We start from the raw sequence: 23,822 nt of genomic DNA on the forward strand, positions 1-23,822 counted from the left end.
GCCCGCGCGGACGGTGTGCATCCTATAAGAGGGATTATGACTATGGGATTTGTCGCATGACCGTCAACGCCATCATCCAGAGTGATCCGAGCACGACATACCTGCCGTCGACCGGCGCCCCGACGGATGCGACGTTCACGACGCTGCTTGGCGCAATCGATCCGACCATGACGGGTACGCCTGCCGAAACCGCCCCTCTCCCCGTCGCCGACATGCCGGATGCGCATCCTTCCGATACAGCGATCGCCGCAAATCCATGCAGTCATGCCCTCGATCAAACCCTGCTCATGCAGGCGGCGACGGCCCCCTCGCCAGCCCAGCCGTTGGACACAGGGGATCTCACCGACACCGGGCTCGTGACCCAGTCGCAGACCGCTGACGGCGGGCCATCGGACCGAGCCATACCGCTCGCAGCGCCCATGGCGGCGGATAGCCCCCAGGCAGCCGAACCCGTCGCGACGGCCGATGGCACGCCGATGCCAACGGTACGCGCCCGGCCGCAACAAGCCGCGGCGCCCGTCATCACGCATCCTGTCGCGGTTGACACCCTCCGTCTACGCGCTGCCGACCCTGCCGTTACAGCCGGCTCGCCCGCCGTCGCCACGGAAGGTTCAATCCACGCGGTCACGCCGAACGATACGACGACGGCAACCATGGGCCATGATGACCTTTCGGTCGAGACGGCCCCCTCGCCGGGCGACCACGCCTCGACCAATGCGGTGCCAGCGGAAACCGCCGCCCCGCAGGCTGCGCCTTCGACGGGCAAGACCCCGACCGCCGCCGCCGGACAGACGGTCGCGGCGCGGCATCTGAACGCGCCGATCGCCCTGTCAATTGCAGACGGCGATCCGCAGGATGCGGGTGACCCGCCGTCCGAGGCCGCGCCCATCACGGTCCGCGCCGAGCGCGACACCGACGTATCGGACGCCCCTGCTCCTTCCCGCGACGCGGAGCCTAGCCCCGCCCCCGCCACAATATGGGCGTCGGCGATGACACCCGCGCTCGTCCAGCCCAATTTCACCAACGCATCGGCCGCGACCGACCCGGCGGTCGCGGCGGCGGTTCCGACACGGGCCGGCAATGCTTCGATCGCGTTGAAGACGACCGCGTCCGCAGCGGATGCGGCCGCCGACAGGGACGACAGTTCCGCAACCAAGCCCCCCGCCTCCGCCGCAGCAGCGCCGAATTTGGTCGAAGCCGCAATGCTCGCACCGCGTCAAGCCGATGCGCCACCCCGGTCGGTGCAGGCGGCGCAGGCTGCGCCGTCGGCCGACGCGACCGTCACGGCTCGGCCGGGACGGATGGGCCGCGAACTCGGCGTACAGATCGCTCATCATGTCGCCGCCGGCCGGTCTGCGGTGACGATCCGGCTCGAGCCGGACACGATGGGGCGGATCGACGTCCGGCTGAGTTTCGATGACAGCGGCCGACTGAACGCCACCGTCCACGCCGCCAATCCGGCGTCGCTCGATCTGCTGCGACGCGAGGCGGGCGATCTCGGTCGCGCCCTGTCCGATGCCGGTATCCGCACCGATGTCGCGGGATTCAGCTTCGGGTCGGGTCAGAGCGGCGCGGGCGGGCAGTCGGGCCAGTCGCAACCCCGGCTGCCGCAGGCGCAGGCCTATTATGCCGGCGGGCCGGTACAGGACGAGGCGCCGGCCTTCCGCGCACTGCGCACCAGCGATCGTGTCGACATCATTGCATAGGAACCTTCGATGACCCAGATTGCCACCACCGCGACCACCGCGTCGCAAGTGCCAAGCGCGGCGCAGAAGACGCTGGCTCCCGATCTCAACATGTTCCTCAAGATGCTCACCACGCAATTGCAGCATCAGGACCCGCTCAGCCCGATGGATACGGCACAATATACGCAGCAGCTCGTGCAATATTCGCAGGTCGAACAGGCGTTGCAGCAGAACAGCACCCTCAAGAGCATCCTCGGCAATCTCACCGCGCAGAGCATGGCGCAGGCGTCCAATCTCGTCGGCCGCGAGATCGTCATGGACAGCAACGTCGCGGGCTTGGCAGGCACTGCCCCGGCGGTGTGGAACTACTCGCTCGGCCAGGTGCCGGCGACGCTGACGGCGACGATCACCGACGCCAGCGGCCATATCGTCAATCAGACGACGCTGACACCGTCGGCGCTTGGCGACGTCACCTGGGACGGCAGCACGGCGAACGGCCACGCCAAGGATGGTGCCTATACGCTGACACTCAAGGCGCAGACGGCGGACGGCAATGACCTTCCCGTCACCATCTCCACCAAGGGGATCGTCGGCGAAGTCGTTCAGAATAGCGGCACCGTCTTGCTCGGGATCAACGGCATCCACCTCCCCCTCGCCAAGATGATCAGCGTCGCCGCGGCAAGCTGAGATTCCCCGCCGGCATCGCCGGCATATATAAGGCCCTGCGTGCCCGTAACGGCGTCACGCAGGGCGCTTGCCTGATCACGGCTCCGTGGCGCTGCAGCGCAGCCGGATGGTGACGAGATCGCATCCCGCAATCTGCTCCGGAACGAGCAACAGGGCGAGGCAATCCTCGATCTGCGGATCACTCTCTTCGCCGATCGTGTCGACGATCGCTTCGGCGTCCAGGCCGGTCCGCAGCAGGTGCCTCTGCGCGGCAGCCCATAACCAGCCCGGCTCCGGTATCGCGACGGTCAACGCGATGTCACACGTCACCGCCGCGGCGGTGCGCGCCTCGTCCAACGTCCGCTGACGCAGCGAGCGATACATTGTCCTGCCCCCATGACGCACGGCCCCCCGTGCTCCACTCTGTTCCACTGCACGTTGCGCCCCACGCCAAGGCGGAGGACGGCATCGTCACAGCGAAACCCCCGCGGCAGGCCAAACACCACGATTCCTACCAATAGGTTAATCGGACAGTATGACGCTAAATCGTCATTTGCATTACAGCTAAAATACTCTTGTTATATCAATAGACTTTACGGCGGCGCTGACGCGCAACCGAGGATATCTGCCCACCCCGAATATGATTTATTGTCCTTTTATGCCGGCATAATGCGCGCGACCGGTATTCGCGCCGATGCCATACGGGCTGAATTGATGAGGGGCACGGCTCCAGACGCGCATTGCCTGTCCGCAAGTGCCGGGTGGGGCTTCCTAATCCTATAATGGAGAGATGCCTGCTGTCCCGGTCAGCGGCGTTTAACGGAGACCCCTATGATCCACACGACCGTTCGGCCGGCGGCGCTCGCCACCCTGCTCGCCGACGTTCCCGAAACGATCCGCGTCCTGTCGCTCGACTGTTTCGATACTCTGCTGTGGCGCAACGTGCATCAGCCGGTCGATATCTTTACCGACCTGCCGCTGCCCGGTGGCCTTGAAGCGCGCATGCTGTCGGAGGAAGCGGCCCGTCAGCGCGCGTTGCTGATGCGGCAGCGCAAGGATGTGACGCTCGACGATATCTATCGCCAATTGCTTCCCAAATCACAGGCGGAAGAGCATGACGCGATGATCGAAGCGGAAATGGCGGCAGAGGCCCGGCATGGCTTCATCTTCGGCCCTACCCGCGACCTGATCGTCGATGCCAAGCGCCGCGGACTGACGGTGATCATCGTCTCAGACACCTATCTGACCGAGACGCGGCTGCGCTGGCTGATCGAACAATTGGCCGGTCCGGACTTGCTGACGATGATCGACCATGTCTTTTGCTCGTGCGACTATGGGATGGGCAAGTCCGGCGGCCTGTTCAAACCCGTGATCGCGGCGCTCGGCGTTCCGGCCGATACGATCCTTCACGTCGGCGACAACCCGCATTCGGACAAGCGCGCTGCGACAGAGGCCGGCATGCACAGCGCTCATCTCATTCAGTTCGACGAGGTTGCCGACGATCGGTTGCGGCTTGAGTCCTGTGCCGCGATGGTACTCGACCCGTCGCTGCGTGCCCGCAGGATCCTGCTCCAGGCCCATCGTCCGCAGATCGCGTTGCGCGCGCAGAATGAACCGCATTTCGCGCTGGGGCATGACGTACTTGGTCCGATCCTGCACGGCTTTGCGGTCTGGCTGCGCGACACCGCGGCGGCAGTCGAGCGCGACACCGGCAAGCCGGCCAAATTGCTGTTCCTGATGCGCGATGGCTATATGCCGCACCGGGTCTTTAAAACCCTGTTCCCCGAATGGCGCGACCGTTGCGCGTCGGCGGAGATCAGTCGCTTCGTCGCCACGGCAGCCAGTTTTGTCGATGCCGATGCCATTGAGGACTATCTCGTCCTATCGGTTCCAGCTCGCAATATTCAGAGGCCCGGCGACAATCGGGCGCTGACCAAACAATTGCTTTTCACTGAAGCCGAGCGCGATCGGCTCGCGGATATCGTCGATCCGCGGGTGTTCGTGCGCAAGATGATGTTGCCGGCCAATCGCGACAAGATCATCAAGCGCTCCGCCAGCATGGCAGAACGCTTGCGCGCTCATCTGCGGACCAAGGGCGTCACAGATGGTGACGCCATCATCTTCATCGACCTCGGGTATAACGGAACGGTTCAGAATGCGATCGAGCCGATGCTGACGCGGACGATGAAATTGGACGTCTTCGGCCGCTATTTTTTGTTGGTCGAGACTTTACTGTCCGGGCTCAACAAGGAGGGATTATTCGATCTCAGCCATTTCGATACGGCAATGCTGCGCGCCCTGTACGACAATATCTCGCTCGTCGAACAGATGTGCACGGTGTCGCGAGGCTCGGTAATCGACTTCAAGCCCAACGGGACACCGATTTACGCCGACATCACCCTCGATTCCGACCAAAACGCGCGTCGTGATAAGATCCAGGACGGCTGCCTCGCTTATATGGCAACGCTCGACACGGCGACTGTGCGCCCGGCGGCCTCGACCGATGTCGAAGCCTGGCGGCGCACCCTGACGGGAACCCTCGGACGCCTGCTCTTTCTGCCCAACGCCGATGAGGTGGCCATTTTCGGCAAATTCCGCCTGGACGTGAATATGGGGACCAAGGAGCATGTGCCGATGCTCGACATCGCCGCCGCCGAGGATGGGCTGAGGCGGCGCGGTCTCGGCTACCTTTCGACCGCGGGGCGAATTTTCCTCGAAGCCGAACTGCGCGGGCAAGGTATCTTCACCGGGTTGGGGATGATGACAAAGAGCCGACACTTGCTCGATCTGCGCCAAACGGATTTCACCGCGGGGGAAACGCCGCTGCCGGTCGTGCTGCTCGATGGCGGTGAACCGATCCATGATACGGTCAAAGCCTATCCGACCGCAGGAGGCTTCTTCCGGGCAGTCGTTCCGATCGGGCCGCGCCGGTATTCCGTCGGTGTGCAATTCGGCCACATCTGTTCGGTAGTGCAGGTCGTCGAAACGGCATTCCAACGCGTCGACGATATGCTGGCGGTATATGAGCGTGCGCGCATGATCGCCGCAACGCCGGTGACGAACGCCATGACCGAAATCGCCGCGACGGTTTACACAGCGCAAGGTCGCGAAGCGTTCATGCTGTTGCCCGCCCCCGCGGCCAAAGCGGGCTTCGACGGCAATCTGGTGCTCAGCATCGTGTTCCGGCCGATCGCCGGGGTAGAGGCGTCGCCGCAACGGCATGCCGCCTGACCCTCCGGCCGCGCGCGAAGATGCCTCGCGCGCGGCCTTTGTTCGGTTGCACGCGAGACACAAAAACCGGGGTGGCATACATGCCACCCCGGTCGTTTTGACCGATATCGCCTCGAAGAACGCCGAGGCGGATCGGGTTAGCCGCGGAACAGCTGGAGCAGAGCCTGCGGCGCCTGGTTGGCGATCGACAGAGCCTGCGTGCCGAGCTGCTGCTTGACCTGCAGCGCCTGGAGGTTTGCCGATTCCTTGGCCAGATCGGCGTCGACCAGATTGCCGATGCCGCTGTGCAGCGTGTCGGTCAGCTTGCTGTTGAACTGCAGCGAGCGGTCGATACCACGCGACGCCGCGCCGAGCGCGGTCAGCGTCTTGTCGAGGATGACCTTGTCCTTCGCGAGGTCGATGATCGCCTGCTTAGCGCCAGCCTGCGTGTCGATCTTGCTGGTGGTCTTGATCGAGTTGAAGCCGGCGGTGGCATCGTCGAGCTTCTGGTTGTCGACCGTGACGGTGTCCGGCGCCCAGATGCCGGCGGGGATGCCCGACCCGGATCCGAGGGCCGAACCGCCGTACAGCGAACGCAGCGCGGAGACGCTGCCGCCGCCGCTCGTCTGCAGGATGTTGATGTTGTTGAAGCTCGCGGTCTTGATCAAAGACTTCACGTCTTCCTGGAACTTCAGATAGTCGTTCTGATACTGGGTGCGGTAATCAGCGCTGGCGCCGGGATCTTCCGCCTTGAGCGCGGCCGAACGCATCTGGTTGAACAGATCGCTGATCGCTTCCGTAGCGTTGATCGCGGTGTCGACGACGCTCTTCGCGGTGTTCAGCGACGAGGTGATGGCGTCGAGACCGATTTCGTCACCGCGCAGGCCCTGCGCCAGGTTGTAGACGGCCGAATCCTCACGGGTCGACGAGACGCGCAGACCCGAGTTGACGCGCGCCTGCGTCTGGTCGAGCAGGCGGTTGGTGTGGTTCAGATACTGAAGCGCGACGGCAGCGCCGACGTTCGTGTTGACGAGATTGCTCATGGTCTATCCTTCTGGGATGTGAAGACCGATTCTTCGGTCTGTTCCGGCAGTATTCCGGAGCGTGAACGTGGTCGGACGACATGCCCGATCACACTCCCATGATAGAAAGAGCGGGATCGTCACCCAAATCACTGACGATTTTTATTTGCCCGCACCCGGCGAATTGACGAGGCCTATTAATCAACAGTTTAGCACCGGCGCTCGAAGAGACGCCGGTGCCGTTTGTCTTATGCGTGTGAGGGACCTGACGGTCAGAACGGGAACAGCGCGTCGTAGATCTGTTGTCCCCAGCGTTGCTGCTGCGCATTGGTCAGCTGGCCGCGGCCGCCGTAGCTGATCCGCGCTTCGGCGAGCTGGGTGTTGAGGATGCTGTTATCGCGCGCGATATCCTGCGGCCGGACGATTCCGGAGACGAGCAGTTCGCGCAGCTCGAAATTGACGCGCACCTCCTGCCGACCGTGGACGATCAGATTGCCATTCGGCAACACGTCGGTGACGATCGCGGCGATCGTCGTGTCGATCTGCTCACTGCGCGCGGTATTGCCCGCGCCGCTCGACTTGGATTGCGACGAGCCGTCGACCAGCGATGAATTGTCCTTGGAGAACAGGCCGAGCAGATTGGGCAGGCCTGCGGTCTCGCTGCCGCCGCGGCTGCGTGTCGTGCTGTTGTCGAGCACCGCCTTATCGGCGATGCGGATGCGCACGGTCAGCACGTCACCTTTGCGCGAGGCACGCTGGTCGTGGAAGAAGGCGCCCGCGCCGGTGCGGAACAGCGAGGAATTGGCGACCGGCGGGGTGAACTGGCCGTCCGTGCTGCCGGCGCGATGCTGCCCCCCCTGATTGCCGAGCGAGGGTTCGAGCAGCGGTGAGGCGACATCCTGCTCGGGCGACAGCCGCGGCGGGTGGCCGATCTCGCGCAGCCGCCCGACCGCGCCACAGCCACTCAACAGGCCCGCAGCGACGATGACGGTCACGATAGGACGCATCGGAATATCCTTCTTCATCGAGCGATCAGGCCGACATGCCCCTCGCTCTCGACCACCGCGTCGAGCGTGCGGTTGTTGATCTGGCTGACGACCCGGACCGGCTCGCCCAGACCACCGCCGGTCAGCGCACGGCCCGTGGTGGTGATCGAGAGCGGGCCGCTGTGCAGCGTGATCGTCACGCCGTCGCCACGGTGCACCAATTGCGGTACGCTCAGATCGCCGCGCCGCACCACCTGCCCTGCCGGCAACGGATGCGTCGCCTCCAGCCCGTCTGCCGCCGCCGGGGCAAGCGCCCCCTGCGCCTGCCCGGCCGGGCGACGCTCGATGACGAAATCCGACGCCGCGACGCGGGTGCCGCGATCGATGGGATGCGCGAGCACCGCGACGGGCACGCCCGCCGGTGCCGCCGCCTGGGCGGCGAGCAGAGCAAGAAGGGTCGGCATCAGCGCAGCTGCGTGGTGACCGAGAGCATTTCATCGGCGGTCTTCACCACCCGGCTGTTCATCTCATAGGCGCGCTGTGCCGCGATCAGCGAGGTGATCTCTGACACCGGATTGACGTTCGACGCCTCGACGAACTCCTGCCGGATCGTGCCATAGCCGATGTCGCCCGGGTTGGCGGTGTTGGGCTGACCCGATGCATCGGTCTGCTTGAGCAGGTTTGAACCGATCGCCTCCAGCCCGGCCTCGTTGATGAAGGTGGTGAGCTGCAACCGGCCGATCGTCTGCATCGTCGTCTGCCCCGGCATCTTGACCTGGACCTGCCCGACCGTCGACACGCTGACCTGTTCGGCGCCCTGCGGGATGGTGATGCCCGGGTTGACGCGATAGCCGTCCGACGTGACCAGTTCGCCCTGGTCGGACAGCTGGAACGAGCTCGCCCGCGTATAGGCAAAGTCACCGTTGGGCAGGGTGACCTGGAAATAGCCCTTGCCGTCCACCGCCATGTCATAAGGGTTGCCGGTGTGCGTCAGCTCGCCCTGTTCGTGGATGCGATAGACGCCACCGGTGCGCACGCCCGCGCCGATCTGGATGCCGGTCGGAATGCGGGTGCCGTCATTGCCCGATTCGGCGCCCGGACGCGACACCTGCTGGTACAGCAGGTCCTGGAACTCGGCGCGCTGCCGCTTGAATGCGGTGGTGTTCATATTGGCGATGTTGTTCGAAATGACGTCGACGTTGGTCTGCTGGGCGAGCATGCCGGTCGCCGCGATGGAAAGAGCGCGCATCGTTGAAAGTCCTTTTGAGATCGTCGGAGAGATTGGCGTGGAAGATCAGCTCAGCCGGCCGAGCCGCTGGATCGCGTCGTGGCGCAGATCGTCGAGGCTCTGGCTCATCTGCTGGCTGACCTGATAGGAGCGCAGGATGTCGATCAGTGCGGTCGTCTCGACGATCGGCTCGACGTTCGATCCCTCGACCCCGCCGCTCTTGAGCTGCACCTCGGCGGCGGAGAGGATGCGGCTGCCGGTGCCGGTCATCATGCCGTCGCCGCGCGGCATCACCATCCGCTCGTCGGCGAAGACGGCGAGGCCGAGCCGCCCGAGCGGTCCGGTCGCGCCGTGCACGGTGCCGTCCTCGCCGATCGTGACGCGCGCTTCCTCGCCGGTCGGCACGCTGATCGGCGCGCCGCGATCGTCGAGCAGGGGATAGCCCGCCGAACTGGTCAGCCGGCCGTCCGCGGCGATCTTGATGAAGCCGGCGCGCGTATAGGCGACGCCCGCCGGCGTGCTCACCGTCAGATAGCCCGGCCCCTGGATCATCACGTCGAGCGGATTGCCGGTCGCCTGGAACGGGCCTGGCGCGGTATCGTGCACCGCGCCGAAGTCGAGCACGAACGAGGTGTTGCGCGCATCGCGCACCTGCGCCTGCCGGGCGCGCTCGACGAATTCGCGGAAGACGGGACGTTCGCGTCGGAAGCCCACCGTATTGGTGTTGGCCATGTTGTTGGCCGCGACGTCGAGCCGCCGCCGCAGCGCCTGCTCATGGCTCAGCAGAACATAGGATGAGACGTCCATAAAGGTGATCTTCCCGAAAAAACGTCAGTCGTTTGTGCCGGCCGGACCGGTGCCGCCCGCCGATCCTATAATAGAGGCGGAACCGGCCGGACGTCGTTCGACGCAGCAATTCGCGCTCGTCCGGACCAGCCTGAAGGGGATCACGGTGATCGATAGCGGTTACGACGTTGCAGACGACCGGCGGACGGACGATGGCGCCAGCGATACGGGGGAGCGCGCGCGTGCGCTGTGGCTCGCCGTCGCAGGGGGGCTGGCGGTATTGGTGATCGCCGCGGCGTTCTTCCTGTTCGCGGGCAAGACCCAGAGCCACGCGGCACCGTCGGCGTCCGAGTCCGAAAAGGCGATGATCGACGTGCCGACGATGGTGGTCAGCCTGCGCGCCAGCGACGGCCGGGCGCACCTGCTCAAGATGCACGTCATCCTGCTCGCCACCAGCGCCGACAAGGTGCCCGCGGTGCGCACCCGGCTGCCGCTCTATGTCGACGCGCTGCAGCCCTTTCTGCACGAATTGCGGCCCGATGATCTCAACGGCTCCTCGGCGGTCTTCCGCGTCAAGGAAGAGATGCTGAGCCGCGCCGCCGACGCGTTCGGCGACGGCGCCGTGCGCGATGTCCTCATCCAGGATCTGATCCAGCAATGACCGCCACCACGACCAGCACCGGCGATCCCGCGCCCGACGCCGACGCGCCGACCGTCGCGACAGACGCGTCAGACAGCGAACAGGCCGGCACCTTCGATCAGGCGAAGATCGACGCCCTCTTCGGGTTCGACCCGCTCCCCGCCGTCAAGCCCAAGAAGGGCCTGCGCGCGATGGTCGAATCCGACATCATCAGCCACGAGCGGATGCCGATGCTCGAGGCGGCGTTCGAACGGCTGGTGCGTCTGTTCGCCACCAGCATGCGCAACATCACCTCGGACGCGATCGATGTCGCGCTCGAACAGGTCACCTCGATCCGCTTCGGCGAATTCATGAACCGGGTGACGCTGCCGGCGATGATCGCGGTGTTCAAGGTGCCGCAATGGGAGAATTACGGCGTCGTCACGATCGACACCGGGCTGATCTATGCGGTGGTCGACGCCCTGCTCGGCGGGCGCCGCGGCAGCGCGCCGCAACGCGTCGAAGGCCGCGCCTTCACCTCGATCGAGACGCGGCTGGTGGCCCGGATCATCAAACTGGCGCTCGACGATTTTGCCCGCGTGTTCGAGCCGATCGAAGCGATCTCCATCGAACTCGAACGGATCGAGACCAGCCCGCGCTTCGCCGCGATCGCCGGACCCAGCAATATCACCGCCGTCGCGACGTTCAGCGTCAGCATGGAGGATCGCGGCGGCAGCTTCAGCATCCTCCTGCCGCACGCCACGCTCGAGCCGGTGCGCGAGAAGCTGCTGCAACGCTTCATGGGCGAGAATCCCGGTCGCGACCGATTGTGGGAAGCGCATATGGCGCATGAACTCTGGCGCACCGACGTGACGATCGATGTCGTGCTCGGCGAACGGCAGATGCGTCTCCACGACGTCACCGCACTCGCGATCGGCCAGACGATCCGGCTCGATCGCGGTCCCGACGATATGCTCGAGGTGCATGCGGGCGGCGTACCGCTCGGTCACGGTCATATCGGCCAACGGCGCAGCAATATCGCCGTCCGCATCGTCACCGATATCGCCAAGGGATTCCATTGATGAACTTCGTCTTGCTCACCAATCTGGTACTGATCGTCCTGTGTGCCCTCGTCACATTCCAGGCGACGCGGTTGATGCGCCGCATCCGTGAGATGCGCTCCGACGATCTGCAGGGCACCGTCGCCGCGCTGGACCATGCCACCCAGGAAGCGTCGCAGGTGCTCGGCGAGATGAAGCAGCTGCTCGCGACCGATGTCACATCGGGCTTTCGGACGATCCGCGCCGCACAGGCGTTGCAGGACGAATTGTCGGTGCTGATCGGCATCGGCAATGCGCTCGCCGATCGCATCATCGAGGCGTCTGACATCGTCCGGCCCGCAGCCGAAGCGGAGGATGAGTCTCCCGCGTCTGCCTCCGCCGACGGAGAAGCGGTGGGCGCGACCATCGGCCTGCATTGATCGCATGCTGCCCCTTCGAGCGAAAGTGAACGCCATGACCCGCCCTTCCCATCCCGCCGCACCCCGCCCCGCCGGCGCGCCGCGCCGCCGCGCGTCGCTGCTCACGTTGCTCGTTCCGACCGCAGCGACCTGTGCGATCGCCAATGCGGTGGCGATCGCCGCGCCTGCGGATCAGCCAACCCGCCTCGGCAGCGCGATCAGCCAGGCGATGCGGGCCAGCGACAAACGCTATGCCGAACGCGAACGGGCGCTGGTGTTGCGCGAGCGCGCGCAGCAGGCGGCCGAAGCGCAATTGCAGGCCGCGCAGGCCGCCGGCGGCGGCGGCGAGGCCGGGAAGACGACGGGCGACGCCTATGACGAATTGGCGCGCATCTATCAGGCGATGAAGCCGGCGCGTGCCGCACCGATCTTCGAGCGGCTCGGCAGCGAGGTGCAGCTGAACATCGCGCGGCGGATGCGCGGTCGCAGCGCCGCGTTGCTGATGGCGAGCATGGACCCGGTCGCGGCGGCGCAACTCAGCATGGCGCTGGCCGGCCATCCGGTGCCGCCGACCCCGCCGCCGCCGTTGCGCCGCGCCGACATGCTGGCGCTCGCCCCCTCGCCGTCCGGGCAAATGATGCCGGACCGGTCCGCCGCGCCGCGCCTCGCCATCGCCACGCCGACGCGGCCGCGGGTCGACCGGCCGGCGCCGGCCCTGCGCCCGCAGCCGGGGCGCGGCTATGCCGCCGCCGGCGACTCGGCGAGCAGCGAACGCATCCTCCCTGCGCCGTCATTGTCGCCGGGCTCAGGCGTCTCGACGCCCGCCGCCCCGGCACTCACCGCCAATATTGCGCCGCGTACCACCCCGGCGACGCCGACGCCGCTGCCGGCCGCAACGGCACCGCATTGAGCTACCGGACGCCGCCGTTCAGGCGGTGGCGCCGGCCCGGACGATCAGCACCTGCAGCACCCGCGGATCGGTCGCCTTGAGCGCCCGGTTGAGCGACTGCCGCAGGATCGCAACATCGACCGGCATATACCCCGAGGCATTGAGCCGGGCGAACTCGATCGTCGTCGTCAACGCGACCGCGCGCAGCCGTGGCTGGATGTCGCGCAGCGCATTGCCGACCGTCGGGTTCGCCGTTTCGATGACGATCCTGACCGTGATTGCGCCCTCGATATCACCCTCGCCGAAGATCGGCGTCACCATCTCGTCCATCGCCACGAAGCGCTTGTTGCTGGTGATCAGCACCTCGCTCAACTTGTTCCCCGGCAGATCAAGCGCATTCGCCTGACCGACGAGCAGGAGCGCGGGAAGCAGGGCAATTCGAACGGCACGCATGTCGGTCTCCGGCAACGGATCAACGGCCCGCGCCGCTAAGCGGCGTGGTCCGCTTCTATAATAGGGGGGAACCAGACGGAGCCGTTCGGATGAGCCAAGATCAGCGCCCGCCGCGGGTGCGCCTAACCCGCGTCACCGAAGCGACCACTCCCCGACCCCGCGGGGAACGGCCCGGATTTGACGCGGACGAATCCGTATCGATCCCGCGGCCACGGCACCGCCTGATCCCGTGGAGCACGGTGGTGATGTTCATCATCGCCTGCCTGATCGGCGGCATGCTCACCGCCGTATTCGATCTGCCAGGATATCTGTTGTCATGAAGCTGTCTGCGTTTCTCGTTACGACCGTCGCGCTCGTCACGCCCGCCGCAACGCCCGTCCCGCCCGCGACACCTGCCGTCGCCGCGACGCCAGGATCGCAGACGGCGCGCATTCCGGGCTTCGCCGCGCAATTGCAGCAGGATCCGCGGCTCGGCATGGCGACGACCGGCACGGCCCTGCCGAACGATGAGATCTGGCGCGCGATGACGCGCAACCACGATATCGATCGTCAGCGTGCCCGTTGGACCTATGTCCGCAGCCTGATCGCGCGGCAGCGGGGTGCGGAGGCGATCGGCGTGCTCGACGTCATGCAGGAGGACGACCCCGATCTGCGCCTGGTCGACAGCTTCCAGCTCGCGCGCGGGGCGGCGCTGGTCCTGTTCCATCGGCCGGATGCCGCGATTGCGGCGCTCTCCGCCGGCGGGCTGCCACGCCAGCGTGAAGCCTGCGCCTGGCGGGCGCGGGCGCTTGCCGATGCCGGCCGCGCCGCGGAAGCGCTGCCGACGGTCAATTGCGCTGCGGCGGCGATCCAGGCGCGACCGCTTGCCCAACGCCGGCCGTTTCTGCTCGCCGCGGCGCGCGCCTCGCTCGAGGCGGGGCAGCCGCATGAGGCCTTGCTGTGGCTCAGCGCCTTGCCCGAGGCGGATGGCACGGCCAATCTCTTGCGTGGACGCGCGCAAGGTGCCCTCGGCGAAGCGATCGCGGCACGGCTGCGGCTCGACCAGGCAGCGAAGAGCCGCGATCCCGCCGTCCGTACCGAGGCGCGGCTCGGCCGGATCGAGCTCGCCGCCGCGAATGGCTGGGCGTCGCCGACGGTGCTGCTGCGCCAGCTCGACGATCTGCGCTTTCGCTGGCGTGGCGACCGGATCGAGGAACGCGCGCTGAGGCTCGGCTATAACATCGCGATCCAGCATCACGACCTGCCCGACGCGCTCAACACCGGCGCGACGTTGTTCCGCTATTTCAGCCGCTCGCATCAGGGTCCGGCTTTGCTCGGCGAATTGCAGGCGCAGATGGCGAGCACGATCGAGCCCGGCAGCTCCGTCCCGCTCGACAAGGCGGCAGGGATGTTCTGGGATTATCGTGATCTACTGCCCGGAGGCGCCGAAGGCGACGCGATGGTTGCGGCATTGGCGGCGCGCCTGCAGGCTGCCGGCCTCTACGCGCGCGCCGCGCAATTGCTCGATCATCAACTGACCACGCGCGCGATCGATCTGACGCAGGGACCGCTGTCGATCCGTGTCGCGACGCTCTACATTCTTGCCGGCCAACCGGACCACGCCCTCGACGCGATCCGCCGCTCGAACCACAAGGATTATCCGGCCGCGCTGGTCTTCGATCGCAAGCGGCTCGAAGCGGTCGCACTCGATCAGCTCGGTCGCCCGCTCGAGGCGGCGGCCGTCCTGCAGGACGTGCCCGATGGTGGGGCGATCCGCGCCGAGATCGCATGGAAGCACCAGGACTGGTCGCGCGTCGTCGCCGAGACGCAGCCGCTGCTCCCGACCGGGCCGCTCGGCGCGGTCGGTCAGGCGATCGTTCTGCGCCGGGCGATCGCGCTGGCGATGCTGCATCAGAAGGAGGCGTTACAGGCGTTGCGCGAACGCTATGGCGCAGGTTTCGCGCGTCTGCCGAGCGCGCCGGTGTTCGCGACGCTGACCGGAGCCGATCCGGTGACACCGGCCCTTTTGGCGCGTGCCATGGCGGCCCTGCCATCGGTCAGCCCCGCCGGCGATGTCGGCGACCTGCTGACGATCAACGACTGACGGGGTACTGCGCCGCCCGCAAGGCAGCGCAGGATAACGGCAGGTGCATGCGGCACCTATGTCGGGTCACGGCGGTGCAGGACAGTCGATCCCGGCGGGCGTGGTTCGTGCCCCCATCGCCGTCAGCCGGAATGACGGTGGTTGTCGTGCCACCCGGATGGACGACGGCAGTGATAGATTGCGCACCGCAGCGCAGCCGGACACTGCGGGGAAGATTACTGCTATCGATCCGTCAGCAGATCGTCCGCGATCGTTCCAACGGCGGGGACCTGGGCTGATGCAGGGCTGCCGTTCACCATAGAACCCTTTGGGTGACATGGCGTCTGACGTGTGTGCCGGATAGGGAACGGACAATGATCGCGATGCGACCTCCGCTCGAGCGTAGCAGCGCGCACCGGGCCTATGATCGTCGACCGCTCTGGGCGACGACGGACTTGCTTTGGGGACGGCAGGCGCTGACGCAACGAACCTCCCGTATTGGGCTGGAGCCATCGCTCTACCATTGCGACCATCACCGTCGCCGCCAAGGCCTGGGGTTCGCCCAGGTCGAGGCCCAGACCGGGCAGAACGATAGCCGAGGAACGGTTGCGACCGACCCCGCCCCGCCTCCAGACTTACCCGCTCGGCGGCACGCGCAAAGGAGGCCTTCGCCACTTCATTCGGACCGCGCCCGCGAACGGCGCACCAGCAAGCGGCAGGGACTGACCGACGCAGCAGGACATGCTCCTATCCTGCCGAATGATGACACGGCCGACATAACAACGGCTCAGGCGGCGATCGAAGCTACCAGCCGGTCGCCTCGACACACGCATGACCGACCGCGCTTGTGACAGCGAGGCCATTCGGTTTGCCATAGAGGTTGATAACGTCGGGATCGCCGTCCCATGCACCCGCAGATGCAAGCTTCCGATCCCCCACGACCTCAATGCTTGTCCAACCCAAAACCTTGTGATCGATTTTGATGCCGCCTCAAGGATTTCCGCCGCGTCACATCCCGCCAGAAGCAGATCATCCATGCGGCATAGCGCCACGTCATGCCGGCCGATCATCCGCTCGGGCGGCAGCATCGCTGCCACCCGCCCGGGCGACTTACGGAAGAAGGAAGTTCGCCAGCGACAGGGTGTTGAGCTTGGTCAGGGCCGCATAAGAGGCATTCAGCGCCATCGAACGCGCCGACAGATCGGTCGCGACCTGACGAACGTCGGCGTCGACGGCATCACCGATGACGCCATTGAGCAAGGTGATACGCTGCTCGGCGCTATCGGCGAGGCCTTCGACATGTTTGCGGAGATCGCCGTTACGGCCATTGGCCTTCTTGAGCGGTTCGAGGCCCTTGTTGATCTGGGCTATCGCCTTGCCGATCTCGTCCTCCTGGGCCGACGTCAGCTGCTTGGGCAAATCGCCGAGGCCTGCCAGTGTTTGAAAGGCCTCGACAATGCCGGTCCCTACCTCGTCGGCGGTGATACCGTAACTAAGATCGGTATCACCGTCGATATGCGCCGTCGCGCGGGTCTGATCATTGGCAAAGGCAGCCGCCGGTGATCCGAGCGTCAGCAGATCAGCCAGGGTCTTGGGGACGAAAGGCAAGGTTTCCGTCTGGCCGCCCGCGAAAATCGGTACACCGGCCTCACTGCTGTTGAGCGCTGTGCGGAAGGTATCGAACGCCTCCTTCGCCGCCTGGGCGACACCGCCGCCATTGTGCTGACCGATGGCGCTCAGCAATTTGCCGCTCAGGTCATTCAGGCTGTCGTGTACGCCGGTCAGCGCCAGATCATAGAGACTGAGCGTCGAACCGACGCGCTGGGACACGTCTTTTTGCGCCTGTTGCTGCGCGCGCATCGTCGCGGCGGTCAGCATTCGTCGCGTATCGGCACCGAGGTCGGCGTAGGTCTGCACCTTCTTGAAGGTGCCGAGTTCGAGATTGGCGTTGGCGACGCTTTCCTGCCCGCGCGCAATGGCGCTGTTGAGCATGATCTGCGTCGGCAAGGTGGCGACCCGGGACATTGGCTCTTCCTTCTTTAGCGCATCATGTCGATGAGCGTTTGATACATGTCGCTCGCCGTGGTCAGGACGCGGGCGGCGGCCGAATAGCTGTTCTGCAACACCACCATGTTCGCCAATTCCTCGTCGATATTGACGCCGGCGAAGGTGTCGCGCCGGTGGATGGCTTCGTCGCGGCGCGCGGTCGCGTCCGCAGTGGTGGCCTTGGCCTGCGCCGCATCGATGCCCATGCGCGAGAAGACATCGGCAGCAAGATTGGAGATCGTCACGCTGCCTCCGGCGCCACGATCCTGCGCCTCTGTCAGCGCCGCGACATAGCGCGGTGCGCCGCTGCAATCGCCCGCACCGATCCCCTTCTCCCCGACCGCCGCGCTGGTATCGAAGGTGCCCGTCGGCAGACGGCTCGCGTCGACCGCGACCACCGCATGCAGCACGGCATTGGTCGCGCTGGCGGCTGCGCCGGGCAAACCGCTCAGCGCGGTGAAGGTTACCCCCGTCCCCGAGCGGTCCGTGGAATCGGCGGTGACGAGCGCGGAGACGCCCGCTGCGGCGGTGGTGGCGGTAAAGGCGATGCGACCGCTGGCGTCGAGTGCGAAGCTGCCGAAGCCGCTCAAATGGGCATTGAGATCGTCGATGACGTTCTGGAACGTCTGCCCGTTCGCACCATTGATTGTATAACCCGCCAGTTCGCGCCCGGCAGGATCGCGCAGCACGATATGCGCCGTTTGCCCGGGGGCGAAGCCGGTCGCGTCGCTGCCGATGAAGCCCGGTGGCACGAGCGGATTGTGATCGGCGCGAATGACGTCGTTCAAGCCGAAGAATTGGGAGAAACCGACGCCGGCACGATCACTCGGCGTCGTCGGATCCTGGGCGACGACAATCCCGGCGCCGCTGCCTGCCGCCTTGAGCGTCAGCGTGCCATCCGCCGCCAGACTGGCGCTGCCATTTGGCGAAAGCCCTGCGTTGATGGCGTCAACCGCGTCCTGGACCGTCGCGCAGGCACTCAGGTCGACCTTCGTCCGGGCGATGATCTTGCCGTCGCTTGCCGTCACGGCGACGACGGCGGCACCGGTGAACCCCAGTCGGTCACCCGCGACCAGCCCACTCGGCCGGCCCGTCAGGCTGGCAGGCGCGGGCGAGGCGGTGCTGGCGTTCGATGCCGTATTGAGCGAGCGGGCGGTTTCGCCGGCAAGACGGGCGATCTGGTTGGTATAGCCCGGCAATACCGCGTCACGAAGCTGCAGCAAGCCGCCGAGCTTGCCGCCCACGGCGGCACCCGGAACGGTCTCGCCGGTCGAGGCGCCCATGTCCCCGGTGTCCGTGGCGAAGCGCAGAGTGATCGCAGGATAGGCCGAGAGCGCAGCGTCGCTGCTTCCGGCATTGGGATAATCGAGCTGACGCAGCCGGCTGTCGAGCAAGCGCTGGCCCGAGCTCGTCTCGATCAACACCTTGCCGTCGGGCTGGTTGATCGTATGGACGTCAACCAGCCCGCTCAGCTCCTGCAACGCCGTTAGACGTTGATCGGCGAGCCCGGAGACGCTCCGGCCGGACAATTGCAGCCGTGAGATATCGTCATTGTAGACATGGATCTGCCGAAGCAGCGTGTTGACGCGCAACACCGTGTCGCCGACATCGGATGCGACGTCGGTGCGCAGCGACGTGATATCATTCGCCAGGCGACCGACGCCGCCGAGGAATTCGCCGGCACTCTGCAGGAAGGCGTTACTATATTGATGCGGGTCCTGCGACCCGGTCATCTTCGTCGCCTTGGCGATCAGATCATTGAGCTGCGTCGGCAGGCCGAAGCTCGTCGTGTCGTCACTGCTGCCGCCCGGCGAGCCAAGATAGGCCTGCACTCGATCGAGGAATTGGTAGAGCGCATCCGCCCGTCCCGCATCGCCGCCGCGGCGATAGACGGCCCCTTCGAGATAGGTGTCGGCGATCCGGCTCGGCTCGGTGGTCTTGACACCGCTCATCCGGCCAAGGCCGACGTTGGTCAGCGGATCGACCCGCTGCCGGGCATAGCCCGGCGTATTGGCATTGGCGATGTTGTTGGAGACCGCGCCCAATCCCGCCTGTGAGGCGGAAAGACCCGAAGCGGCGGCGCCGAGGATATCGCTCAGGGACACGGCGGCAATTCCTTATTGATCGAAGGACAAGGCAACAGCGAAACGGAACTCAGCGCTTCATCTCGCTGAGTTCCTGGAGCATCTGATCCACCGTGGTGATGATCTTCGACGACGCGCTATAGGCGCGTTGGAAGCGGATCATGTTGGTGAATTCGTTGGCGAGATCGGCGGTCGAGCCTTCGACCATCTTGGATGCGATCTTGCTGCCGCTATGCGCTCCGACCGGATTGATCGCCGCCGTGCCGGATTTATCCGACACCTGATAGGCATTGCCCTGCAGGGCGGCGAGTCCGTCCGGATTGGCGAAGGTCGCGAGCGGCAGCTGATAGATCGGCCGCATCGTGCCGTTCTCGAAGACCGCACTGACCAGGCCGGTCTCGCTGACGTTGACGTCGGTGACCGTCCCCATCAGCCCGCCGTCCGCGCCCGAGAAGGTCAGCAGCGACGCGTCGCTTGACTGGGTGAGACCGTCGAGCTTGCCGTCACTGCCGAGCGCCATCGTGATCGGCGCGGTACCGGCGCCGTTGGTCCAGGCCGGCGACAGATCGGCGAACAGGGCCGGCGACGAATTGGCGCGATCGAGCGTGCCGTCGCCGTTGAACTTGACGTCGCCGCTGGCCAGCAGACCGTTGGCTGCACTGACGTCGCTCGCGGGCACCGCGTAGATTTCCGCCTTCCAGCTGTTCGGCGCGGTCTTGAGGAAGGCCAGCCGCAGCTGATGCGCCCCGCCCTGCGCGTCATACACGGACACCGGGCTCGAAAAATTCGGCGCCACCGTCCCGGTCGCGAGATTGCCCGCCGCATAGGTGCCGGTGAAGGCCGGCGTCGTCGATTGGAGATTGGCGCGGAAGGTCAATTTGGTCGACGGCAGCGCCGCCCCCGACAGCTTCTCGTAATTGATCGGCTGCAGATCCTTGGTCGTGCCGGTGTTGACGTATTGCCCCTTGGAGTCGGTCGGCCAGCCGAGCAGGTAATAACCGGCGGTATTCTGCAGGAAGCCGTTCTTGTCCTTCGAGAAGGAACCGGCGCGCGTATAGGCGATGACGTTGGAGCTCGCATCCGCGCCGACGACGAAGAAACCGTTGCCGCCGATCGCCAGATCCGAATTGCTGTTCGTCGGCTGCGGCACCCCGGCATAGGAAATGCGGGCATGGGTGACGGTGTTGACGCCACCGGCCGAATAGTCGCCGCCAGTGGAACCGCCGCCGACCATCGTCTTGAATTCTGCGCTGGTCGCCTTGTAGCCGACCGTATTCACGTTGGTGATATTGTCGGCGACCGTGCTCATCGCGGCGGACTGGGCGTTGAGCCCCGAAACACCAGCGGACATTGCAGAATAAAGGCCCACGTCATTCTCCGTGCGTCATGGCGCGGGCTCCGTCGTCCCGCCTCCCTGCCATTGTAGGATATGCCGCCACCGCACCAAAACGCCTGCTCGCTTTTGCCGGAATACCGTCAGGCGCGCGACCATCCTATAATGGCCGGCAGGGGAGCTCGATCGGTATGGCGTTGCACATCACTCTCAAGGACAGCGAGAAGATGATCGTCAACGGCGCGGTCATCCGGGCGGTCGGCCGGACGCAGATCTGCGTCGAGAATCCCGCGTCGATCCTGCGCGGGCGCGACGTGATGACGCCCGAGGAGGCGAACACGCCGGCCAAGCGGCTCTATTTCGCCTGTATGATGGCCTATATCGATCCCGATCATATCGATCGCCACCGCGACACGCTGCTGATGCTGATCAGCGATCTGCTCAACGCCTTCGAATGGATGGAGGCGAAGGCGATCTGCGCCGCCTTCGCCGAGAAGGTGGCGCGGATGGATTACTATGCCGGGCTGACCGATTGCCGCTGGCTGATCTCCTACGAGGCCGAGGCGATCGCCCGCCTGTCGGAGACGCCGGCATGAGCGCCGCACCCGATATCGATCTCGCCGCGATCGCGGCGGGCCTGCGCGCCATCCATCCCGATCAGCGCTACGGACGCGTCGTGACCGTGCGCGGCGCGCTGATCGCCGCGGAGGGGCTGGCCGGCGCGGCGCAGATCGGCTCGCGGCTGCGCGTCCACGCCGCCGGCGGTCCGGTCGAGGCGGAGGTGACCGGGCTCGATCGCGGCATCGTCCATTGCCTGCCGTTCAGCGATCCGCAGGGCATTGCGGCGGGCGCGCGCGTCGATCTTGCCGCCGGCCAGTTCACGCTGCGCCCGTCGGACGGCTGGCTCGGCCGCGTGATCGACGGGCTCGGCCGGCCGATCGACGAGGGTCCGCCGCTACCGCTCGGCGCGCAGGCCGTGCCGATCAAGGCGTCGCCGCCCCCCGCGGCGTCGCGGGCACGGATCGGCAGCAAGATCGAGACGGGCGTCACCGCGCTCGATCTGTTCGCGCCGCTGTGCGGTGGCCAGCGGCTCGGCCTCTTCGCCGGCTCGGGCGTCGGCAAGTCGACGCTGCTGGCAATGCTGGCCCGCTGGACGCAATGCGACGTCGCGGTGATCGGGCTGATCGGCGAGCGCGGCCGCGAGGTGCAGGAGTTCGTCGAGGACGACCTCGGCCATGAGGGGATCGCGCGCAGCGTCGTCGTCGTCGCGACCTCGGACGAGCCCGCGCTGATGCGGCGGCAGGCGGCATGGACGACGCTCGCGGTCGCCGAACATTTCCGGGCGCAGGGGCGCAACGTGTTGTGCATGATGGATTCGGTGACGCGCTTCGCGATGGCGCAGCGTGAGATCGGGCTGGCGAGCGGCGAGCCACCGACGACCAAGGGCTATACGCCGACGGTGTTCGCCGAACTGCCGCGGCTGCTCGAACGCGCCGGCCCCGGCCTGCCCGGCCAGGGCTCGATCACCGGGCTGTTCACCGTGCTGGTCGACGGCGACGATCATAACGAGCCGATCGCCGATGCCGTGCGCGGGATCCTCGACGGCCATATCGTCATCGCCCGGCGTATCGCCGAACGCGGCCGCTATCCGGCGATCGACGTGCTCAAATCGATCTCGCGCACGCTGCCGCAGGCGCATAGCGACGTGCAGAACCGGCTGCGCGACGGCGCGCGGCAGGTGCTCGCCACCTATGCCGACATGGAGGAGATGGTGCGGCTCGGCGCCTATCGTACCGGCAGCAACCCGGAGGTCGATCGTGCGATCCGCCTCGCCCCGCGGATCGAGGCGCTGCTCAACCAGCCGCGCCACGATCGCGGCGATGCGGCGCACAGCTTCGCCGCCCTCGCCGACATTCTGGAAGCAGAGAACCGACATGACGACGCCGCTTGATGGCGCGCTGCGGGTGCAGCAGCGGGAAGCCGAGGCCATACGCGTGACGATCGCGCTCGAGGTCGAACGCGCGACGCTGGCGCGGGACGCCAGCGTCCAGGCGCAGGTGCTGGTCGCCGGCGAGCGCGCCATCGGCGCCGCCGCACCGCTGCTGCCGACGGACAATTACCTGATGCGGATGCGCGCCACGCAAAAGACGTTGGCCGCGACCGCGGACGAGGCGGAATCGCGGCTCGAACGGCTTCAGGAACGGGCGATCGAAGCCTATGGCAAGGCGCGCGTCATCGAAATGGCGGTCGATCGGCACCGGCAGGAGGCGGCGCACCGCCGCGCCGCGGTCGAGCAGCGCGAGCTCGACGACGTCGCCGGGCGGCGTGGCGATGCCGGCTGGCCGGCGGTCGACCAATGATCGAACGGGTCGCCTTCGCCGCGCTCGCGCCGCAGGTCCGTGCCGACCTGATCTACGAACAGGCGCGTGCAGAGGCGAACGAGTCGCTGTGGCAGGCGGTGATGACCGATATCAATCCGCCTGAGCCGCAGGGTGAACGGCGGCCGCTGACCGGCGAGGCCGGATTGCGGTCGCTGCTCGTGCTGCTCGGCGGCGACCTCAACCCGCGTCCGCCGCTTGCCGCCGCGACGCGACCGCCCGATACGGTCACGCCCGAGGGGGACGCGGGATCGCGACGCGACCGGCAGCCGCGCCGGTGGGATTCGTCCGCCAACATCGGCTATGCCGAGACGATCGACGCCGCCGCGTCGAGGACCGGTCTGCCGGCCTCGGTGCTCACCGCGATCATCCACGCCGAGGCGGCGACGGATGCCGGGGGCCGGTGGCAGACGATGTCGCGCAATCCCCATTCCAGCGCCGCCGGGCTGGGCCAGTTTCTCACCGGCACCTGGATCTCCGAAACGGAGCGGCGTGGTACCTGGCTGCACGCTGCGGCGGAAGCGCGGGGCTGGCTCGATGCCGGCGGGCGGCTGCTGGCCAGTGCGCGATCGCCTTTGCTGGCATTGCGGTACGACGGCACCGCCGCGATCCAGGCGATCGCCGATTATGCCGCGCACAATCTGGCGACGCTGCAGGATGCCGGCGTGGCGATGAATCTCTCGACACCGGACCTCGCGCGCGGCGCCTATCTCGGCCACCATCTCGGCGCGCGCGACGCGATCCGCTTCCTGCGCGGACAGATGGACCCGAGTCGCGCCCGGCTGCTGCTCAGCGCCCAGATCGGCAGCGTTGCGGCGGAACGCCGTATCGCGGCGAGTGGCGATCCGGTCGCCGCGCATCGCGCCTGGCTCACTTCCTATATCGATCGAGCGGTCCGGACCATCTCCTGACCCGC

Annotated in this window: 23 protein-coding genes; 13 read left to right on the forward strand and 10 right to left on the reverse strand. The window is 66.4% G+C overall.

Annotated elements, in window-relative coordinates:
• Window positions 1–56 precede the first annotated feature (56 nt).
• A complete protein-coding gene (locus BW41_RS21315) occupies window positions 57–1,706 on the forward strand; it encodes a flagellar hook-length control protein FliK (protein WP_081793205.1) in 1,650 nt (549 codons plus the stop codon).
• A gap of 9 nt (window positions 1,707–1,715) precedes the next feature.
• On the forward strand, window positions 1,716–2,372 hold the full coding sequence (locus BW41_RS19440; RefSeq protein ID WP_037536859.1) for a flagellar hook assembly protein FlgD: 657 nt from the start codon (window positions 1,716–1,718) through the stop codon (window positions 2,370–2,372).
• 75 nt (window positions 2,373–2,447) lie between these two features.
• On the opposite strand, the gene BW41_RS19445 is transcribed toward BW41_RS19440, so the two are convergent.
• Window positions 2,448–2,735, reverse strand: a complete 288-nt coding sequence (locus BW41_RS19445) for a hypothetical protein (RefSeq protein ID WP_037536862.1) — start codon at window positions 2,733–2,735, stop codon at window positions 2,448–2,450.
• A 447-nt stretch (window positions 2,736–3,182) separates the two neighbouring features.
• Here BW41_RS19445 and BW41_RS19450 point away from each other — a divergent pair, with 447 nt between their 5' ends.
• Window positions 3,183–5,582, forward strand: coding sequence for an HAD family hydrolase (locus BW41_RS19450; protein ID WP_037536864.1), 2,400 nt, complete (start codon window positions 3,183–3,185; stop codon window positions 5,580–5,582).
• Between the two features lie 137 nt (window positions 5,583–5,719).
• On the opposite strand, the gene BW41_RS19455 is transcribed toward BW41_RS19450, so the two are convergent.
• The 5 genes from BW41_RS19455 to BW41_RS19475 all read right to left on the reverse strand — a co-directional run bounded on the left by BW41_RS19455 (window position 5,720) and on the right by BW41_RS19475 (window position 9,604).
• Window positions 5,720–6,604, reverse strand: a complete 885-nt coding sequence (locus BW41_RS19455) for a flagellin N-terminal helical domain-containing protein (RefSeq protein ID WP_037536866.1) — start codon at window positions 6,602–6,604, stop codon at window positions 5,720–5,722.
• A 251-nt stretch (window positions 6,605–6,855) separates the two neighbouring features.
• Window positions 6,856–7,590 carry a flagellar basal body L-ring protein FlgH gene (flgH, locus tag BW41_RS19460; RefSeq protein WP_037537005.1) on the reverse strand — a complete coding sequence of 245 codons (735 nt, stop codon included), beginning with the start codon at window positions 7,588–7,590 and terminating at the stop codon, window positions 6,856–6,858.
• Between the two features lie 14 nt (window positions 7,591–7,604).
• Entirely contained in the window at window positions 7,605–8,033 is a 429-nt protein-coding gene (flgA, locus tag BW41_RS19465; protein WP_037536868.1) for a flagellar basal body P-ring formation chaperone FlgA, read from the reverse strand.
• Complete coding sequence (flgG, locus tag BW41_RS19470; protein ID WP_037536870.1) at window positions 8,033–8,818, reverse strand: flagellar basal-body rod protein FlgG; 786 nt, start codon at window positions 8,816–8,818, stop codon at window positions 8,033–8,035. The genes flgA and flgG overlap by 1 nt, the downstream gene beginning before the upstream one ends.
• A 45-nt stretch (window positions 8,819–8,863) precedes the next feature.
• Complete coding sequence (locus tag BW41_RS19475) at window positions 8,864–9,604, reverse strand: flagellar hook-basal body complex protein (protein ID WP_037536872.1); 741 nt, start codon at window positions 9,602–9,604, stop codon at window positions 8,864–8,866.
• Window positions 9,605–9,638: 34 nt separating this feature from the next.
• Here BW41_RS19475 and BW41_RS21925 point away from each other — a divergent pair, with 34 nt between their 5' ends.
• Genes BW41_RS21925 through BW41_RS21170 form a run of 4 tightly spaced genes read left to right on the forward strand, consistent with a single transcriptional unit; the run spans window position 9,639 to window position 12,571 of the window.
• Entirely contained in the window at window positions 9,639–10,244 is a 606-nt protein-coding gene (locus BW41_RS21925; protein WP_235199834.1) for a flagellar basal body-associated FliL family protein, read from the forward strand.
• Window positions 10,241–11,284 carry a flagellar motor switch protein FliM gene (gene fliM / locus BW41_RS19485; protein ID WP_081793206.1) on the forward strand — a complete coding sequence of 348 codons (1,044 nt, stop codon included), beginning with the start codon at window positions 10,241–10,243 and terminating at the stop codon, window positions 11,282–11,284. The genes BW41_RS21925 and fliM overlap by 4 nt, the downstream gene beginning before the upstream one ends.
• Window positions 11,284–11,682, forward strand: coding sequence for a DUF6468 domain-containing protein (locus tag BW41_RS19490; protein ID WP_051583725.1), 399 nt, complete (start codon window positions 11,284–11,286; stop codon window positions 11,680–11,682). Before fliM ends, BW41_RS19490 begins: the two co-directional genes overlap by 1 nt.
• A gap of 34 nt (window positions 11,683–11,716) precedes the next feature.
• On the forward strand, window positions 11,717–12,571 hold the full coding sequence (locus tag BW41_RS21170; RefSeq protein WP_051583726.1) for a MotE family protein: 855 nt from the start codon (window positions 11,717–11,719) through the stop codon (window positions 12,569–12,571).
• An 18-nt stretch (window positions 12,572–12,589) separates the two neighbouring features.
• On the opposite strand, the gene BW41_RS19500 is transcribed toward BW41_RS21170, so the two are convergent.
• Window positions 12,590–13,003, reverse strand: coding sequence for a hypothetical protein (locus BW41_RS19500; protein ID WP_037537014.1), 414 nt, complete (start codon window positions 13,001–13,003; stop codon window positions 12,590–12,592).
• Window positions 13,004–13,092: 89 nt separating this feature from the next.
• Here BW41_RS19500 and BW41_RS21175 point away from each other — a divergent pair, with 89 nt between their 5' ends.
• Together BW41_RS21175 and BW41_RS19505 are read left to right on the forward strand one after the other, a co-directional pair.
• On the forward strand, window positions 13,093–13,323 hold the full coding sequence (locus BW41_RS21175; RefSeq protein WP_152542429.1) for a hypothetical protein: 231 nt from the start codon (window positions 13,093–13,095) through the stop codon (window positions 13,321–13,323).
• Window positions 13,320–15,086 carry a hypothetical protein gene (locus BW41_RS19505; protein ID WP_037536873.1) on the forward strand — a complete coding sequence of 589 codons (1,767 nt, stop codon included), beginning with the start codon at window positions 13,320–13,322 and terminating at the stop codon, window positions 15,084–15,086. Before BW41_RS21175 ends, BW41_RS19505 begins: the two co-directional genes overlap by 4 nt.
• A gap of 1,089 nt (window positions 15,087–16,175) precedes the next feature.
• Here BW41_RS19505 and BW41_RS19510 read toward each other — a convergent pair.
• From BW41_RS19510 to BW41_RS19520, 3 genes are read right to left on the reverse strand one after another with little or no spacing between them, the layout of a single operon-like run.
• Complete coding sequence (locus tag BW41_RS19510; protein ID WP_037536875.1) at window positions 16,176–17,090, reverse strand: hypothetical protein; 915 nt, start codon at window positions 17,088–17,090, stop codon at window positions 16,176–16,178.
• A gap of 14 nt (window positions 17,091–17,104) precedes the next feature.
• Entirely contained in the window at window positions 17,105–19,216 is a 2,112-nt protein-coding gene (locus tag BW41_RS19515) for a FlgK family flagellar hook-associated protein (protein ID WP_037536879.1), read from the reverse strand.
• 49 nt (window positions 19,217–19,265) lie between these two features.
• The gene (locus tag BW41_RS19520) at window positions 19,266–20,564 is read right to left on the reverse strand and encodes a flagellar hook protein FlgE (protein WP_037536881.1); all 1,299 of its coding nucleotides are present in this window, start codon (window positions 20,562–20,564) and stop codon (window positions 19,266–19,268) included.
• Between the two features lie 155 nt (window positions 20,565–20,719).
• Between BW41_RS19520 and BW41_RS19525 the strand changes: the two genes are divergently transcribed.
• Genes BW41_RS19525 through BW41_RS19540 form a run of 4 tightly spaced genes read left to right on the forward strand, consistent with a single transcriptional unit; the run spans window position 20,720 to window position 23,817 of the window.
• Window positions 20,720–21,124, forward strand: a complete 405-nt coding sequence (locus BW41_RS19525) for a flagellar biosynthesis repressor FlbT (protein WP_037536883.1) — start codon at window positions 20,720–20,722, stop codon at window positions 21,122–21,124.
• Window positions 21,121–22,479: a flagellar protein export ATPase FliI gene (gene fliI / locus BW41_RS19530; RefSeq protein WP_037536885.1), complete on the forward strand. Its 1,359-nt coding sequence runs from the start codon at window positions 21,121–21,123 to the stop codon at window positions 22,477–22,479. The genes BW41_RS19525 and fliI overlap by 4 nt, the downstream gene beginning before the upstream one ends.
• Window positions 22,463–22,888 (forward strand): hypothetical protein, encoded by a 426-nt coding sequence (locus BW41_RS19535; protein ID WP_037536887.1) that lies wholly within the window; start codon window positions 22,463–22,465, stop codon window positions 22,886–22,888. The genes fliI and BW41_RS19535 overlap by 17 nt, the downstream gene beginning before the upstream one ends.
• Window positions 22,885–23,817 carry a hypothetical protein gene (locus tag BW41_RS19540; RefSeq protein ID WP_037536890.1) on the forward strand — a complete coding sequence of 311 codons (933 nt, stop codon included), beginning with the start codon at window positions 22,885–22,887 and terminating at the stop codon, window positions 23,815–23,817. The genes BW41_RS19535 and BW41_RS19540 overlap by 4 nt, the downstream gene beginning before the upstream one ends.
• The last annotated feature ends 5 nt before the right edge of the window (window positions 23,818–23,822 follow it).

This window comes from Sphingomonas sp. RIT328, from assembly GCF_000632225.1.
GTDB lineage: Bacteria > Pseudomonadota > Alphaproteobacteria > Sphingomonadales > Sphingomonadaceae > Sphingomonas > Sphingomonas kyungheensis.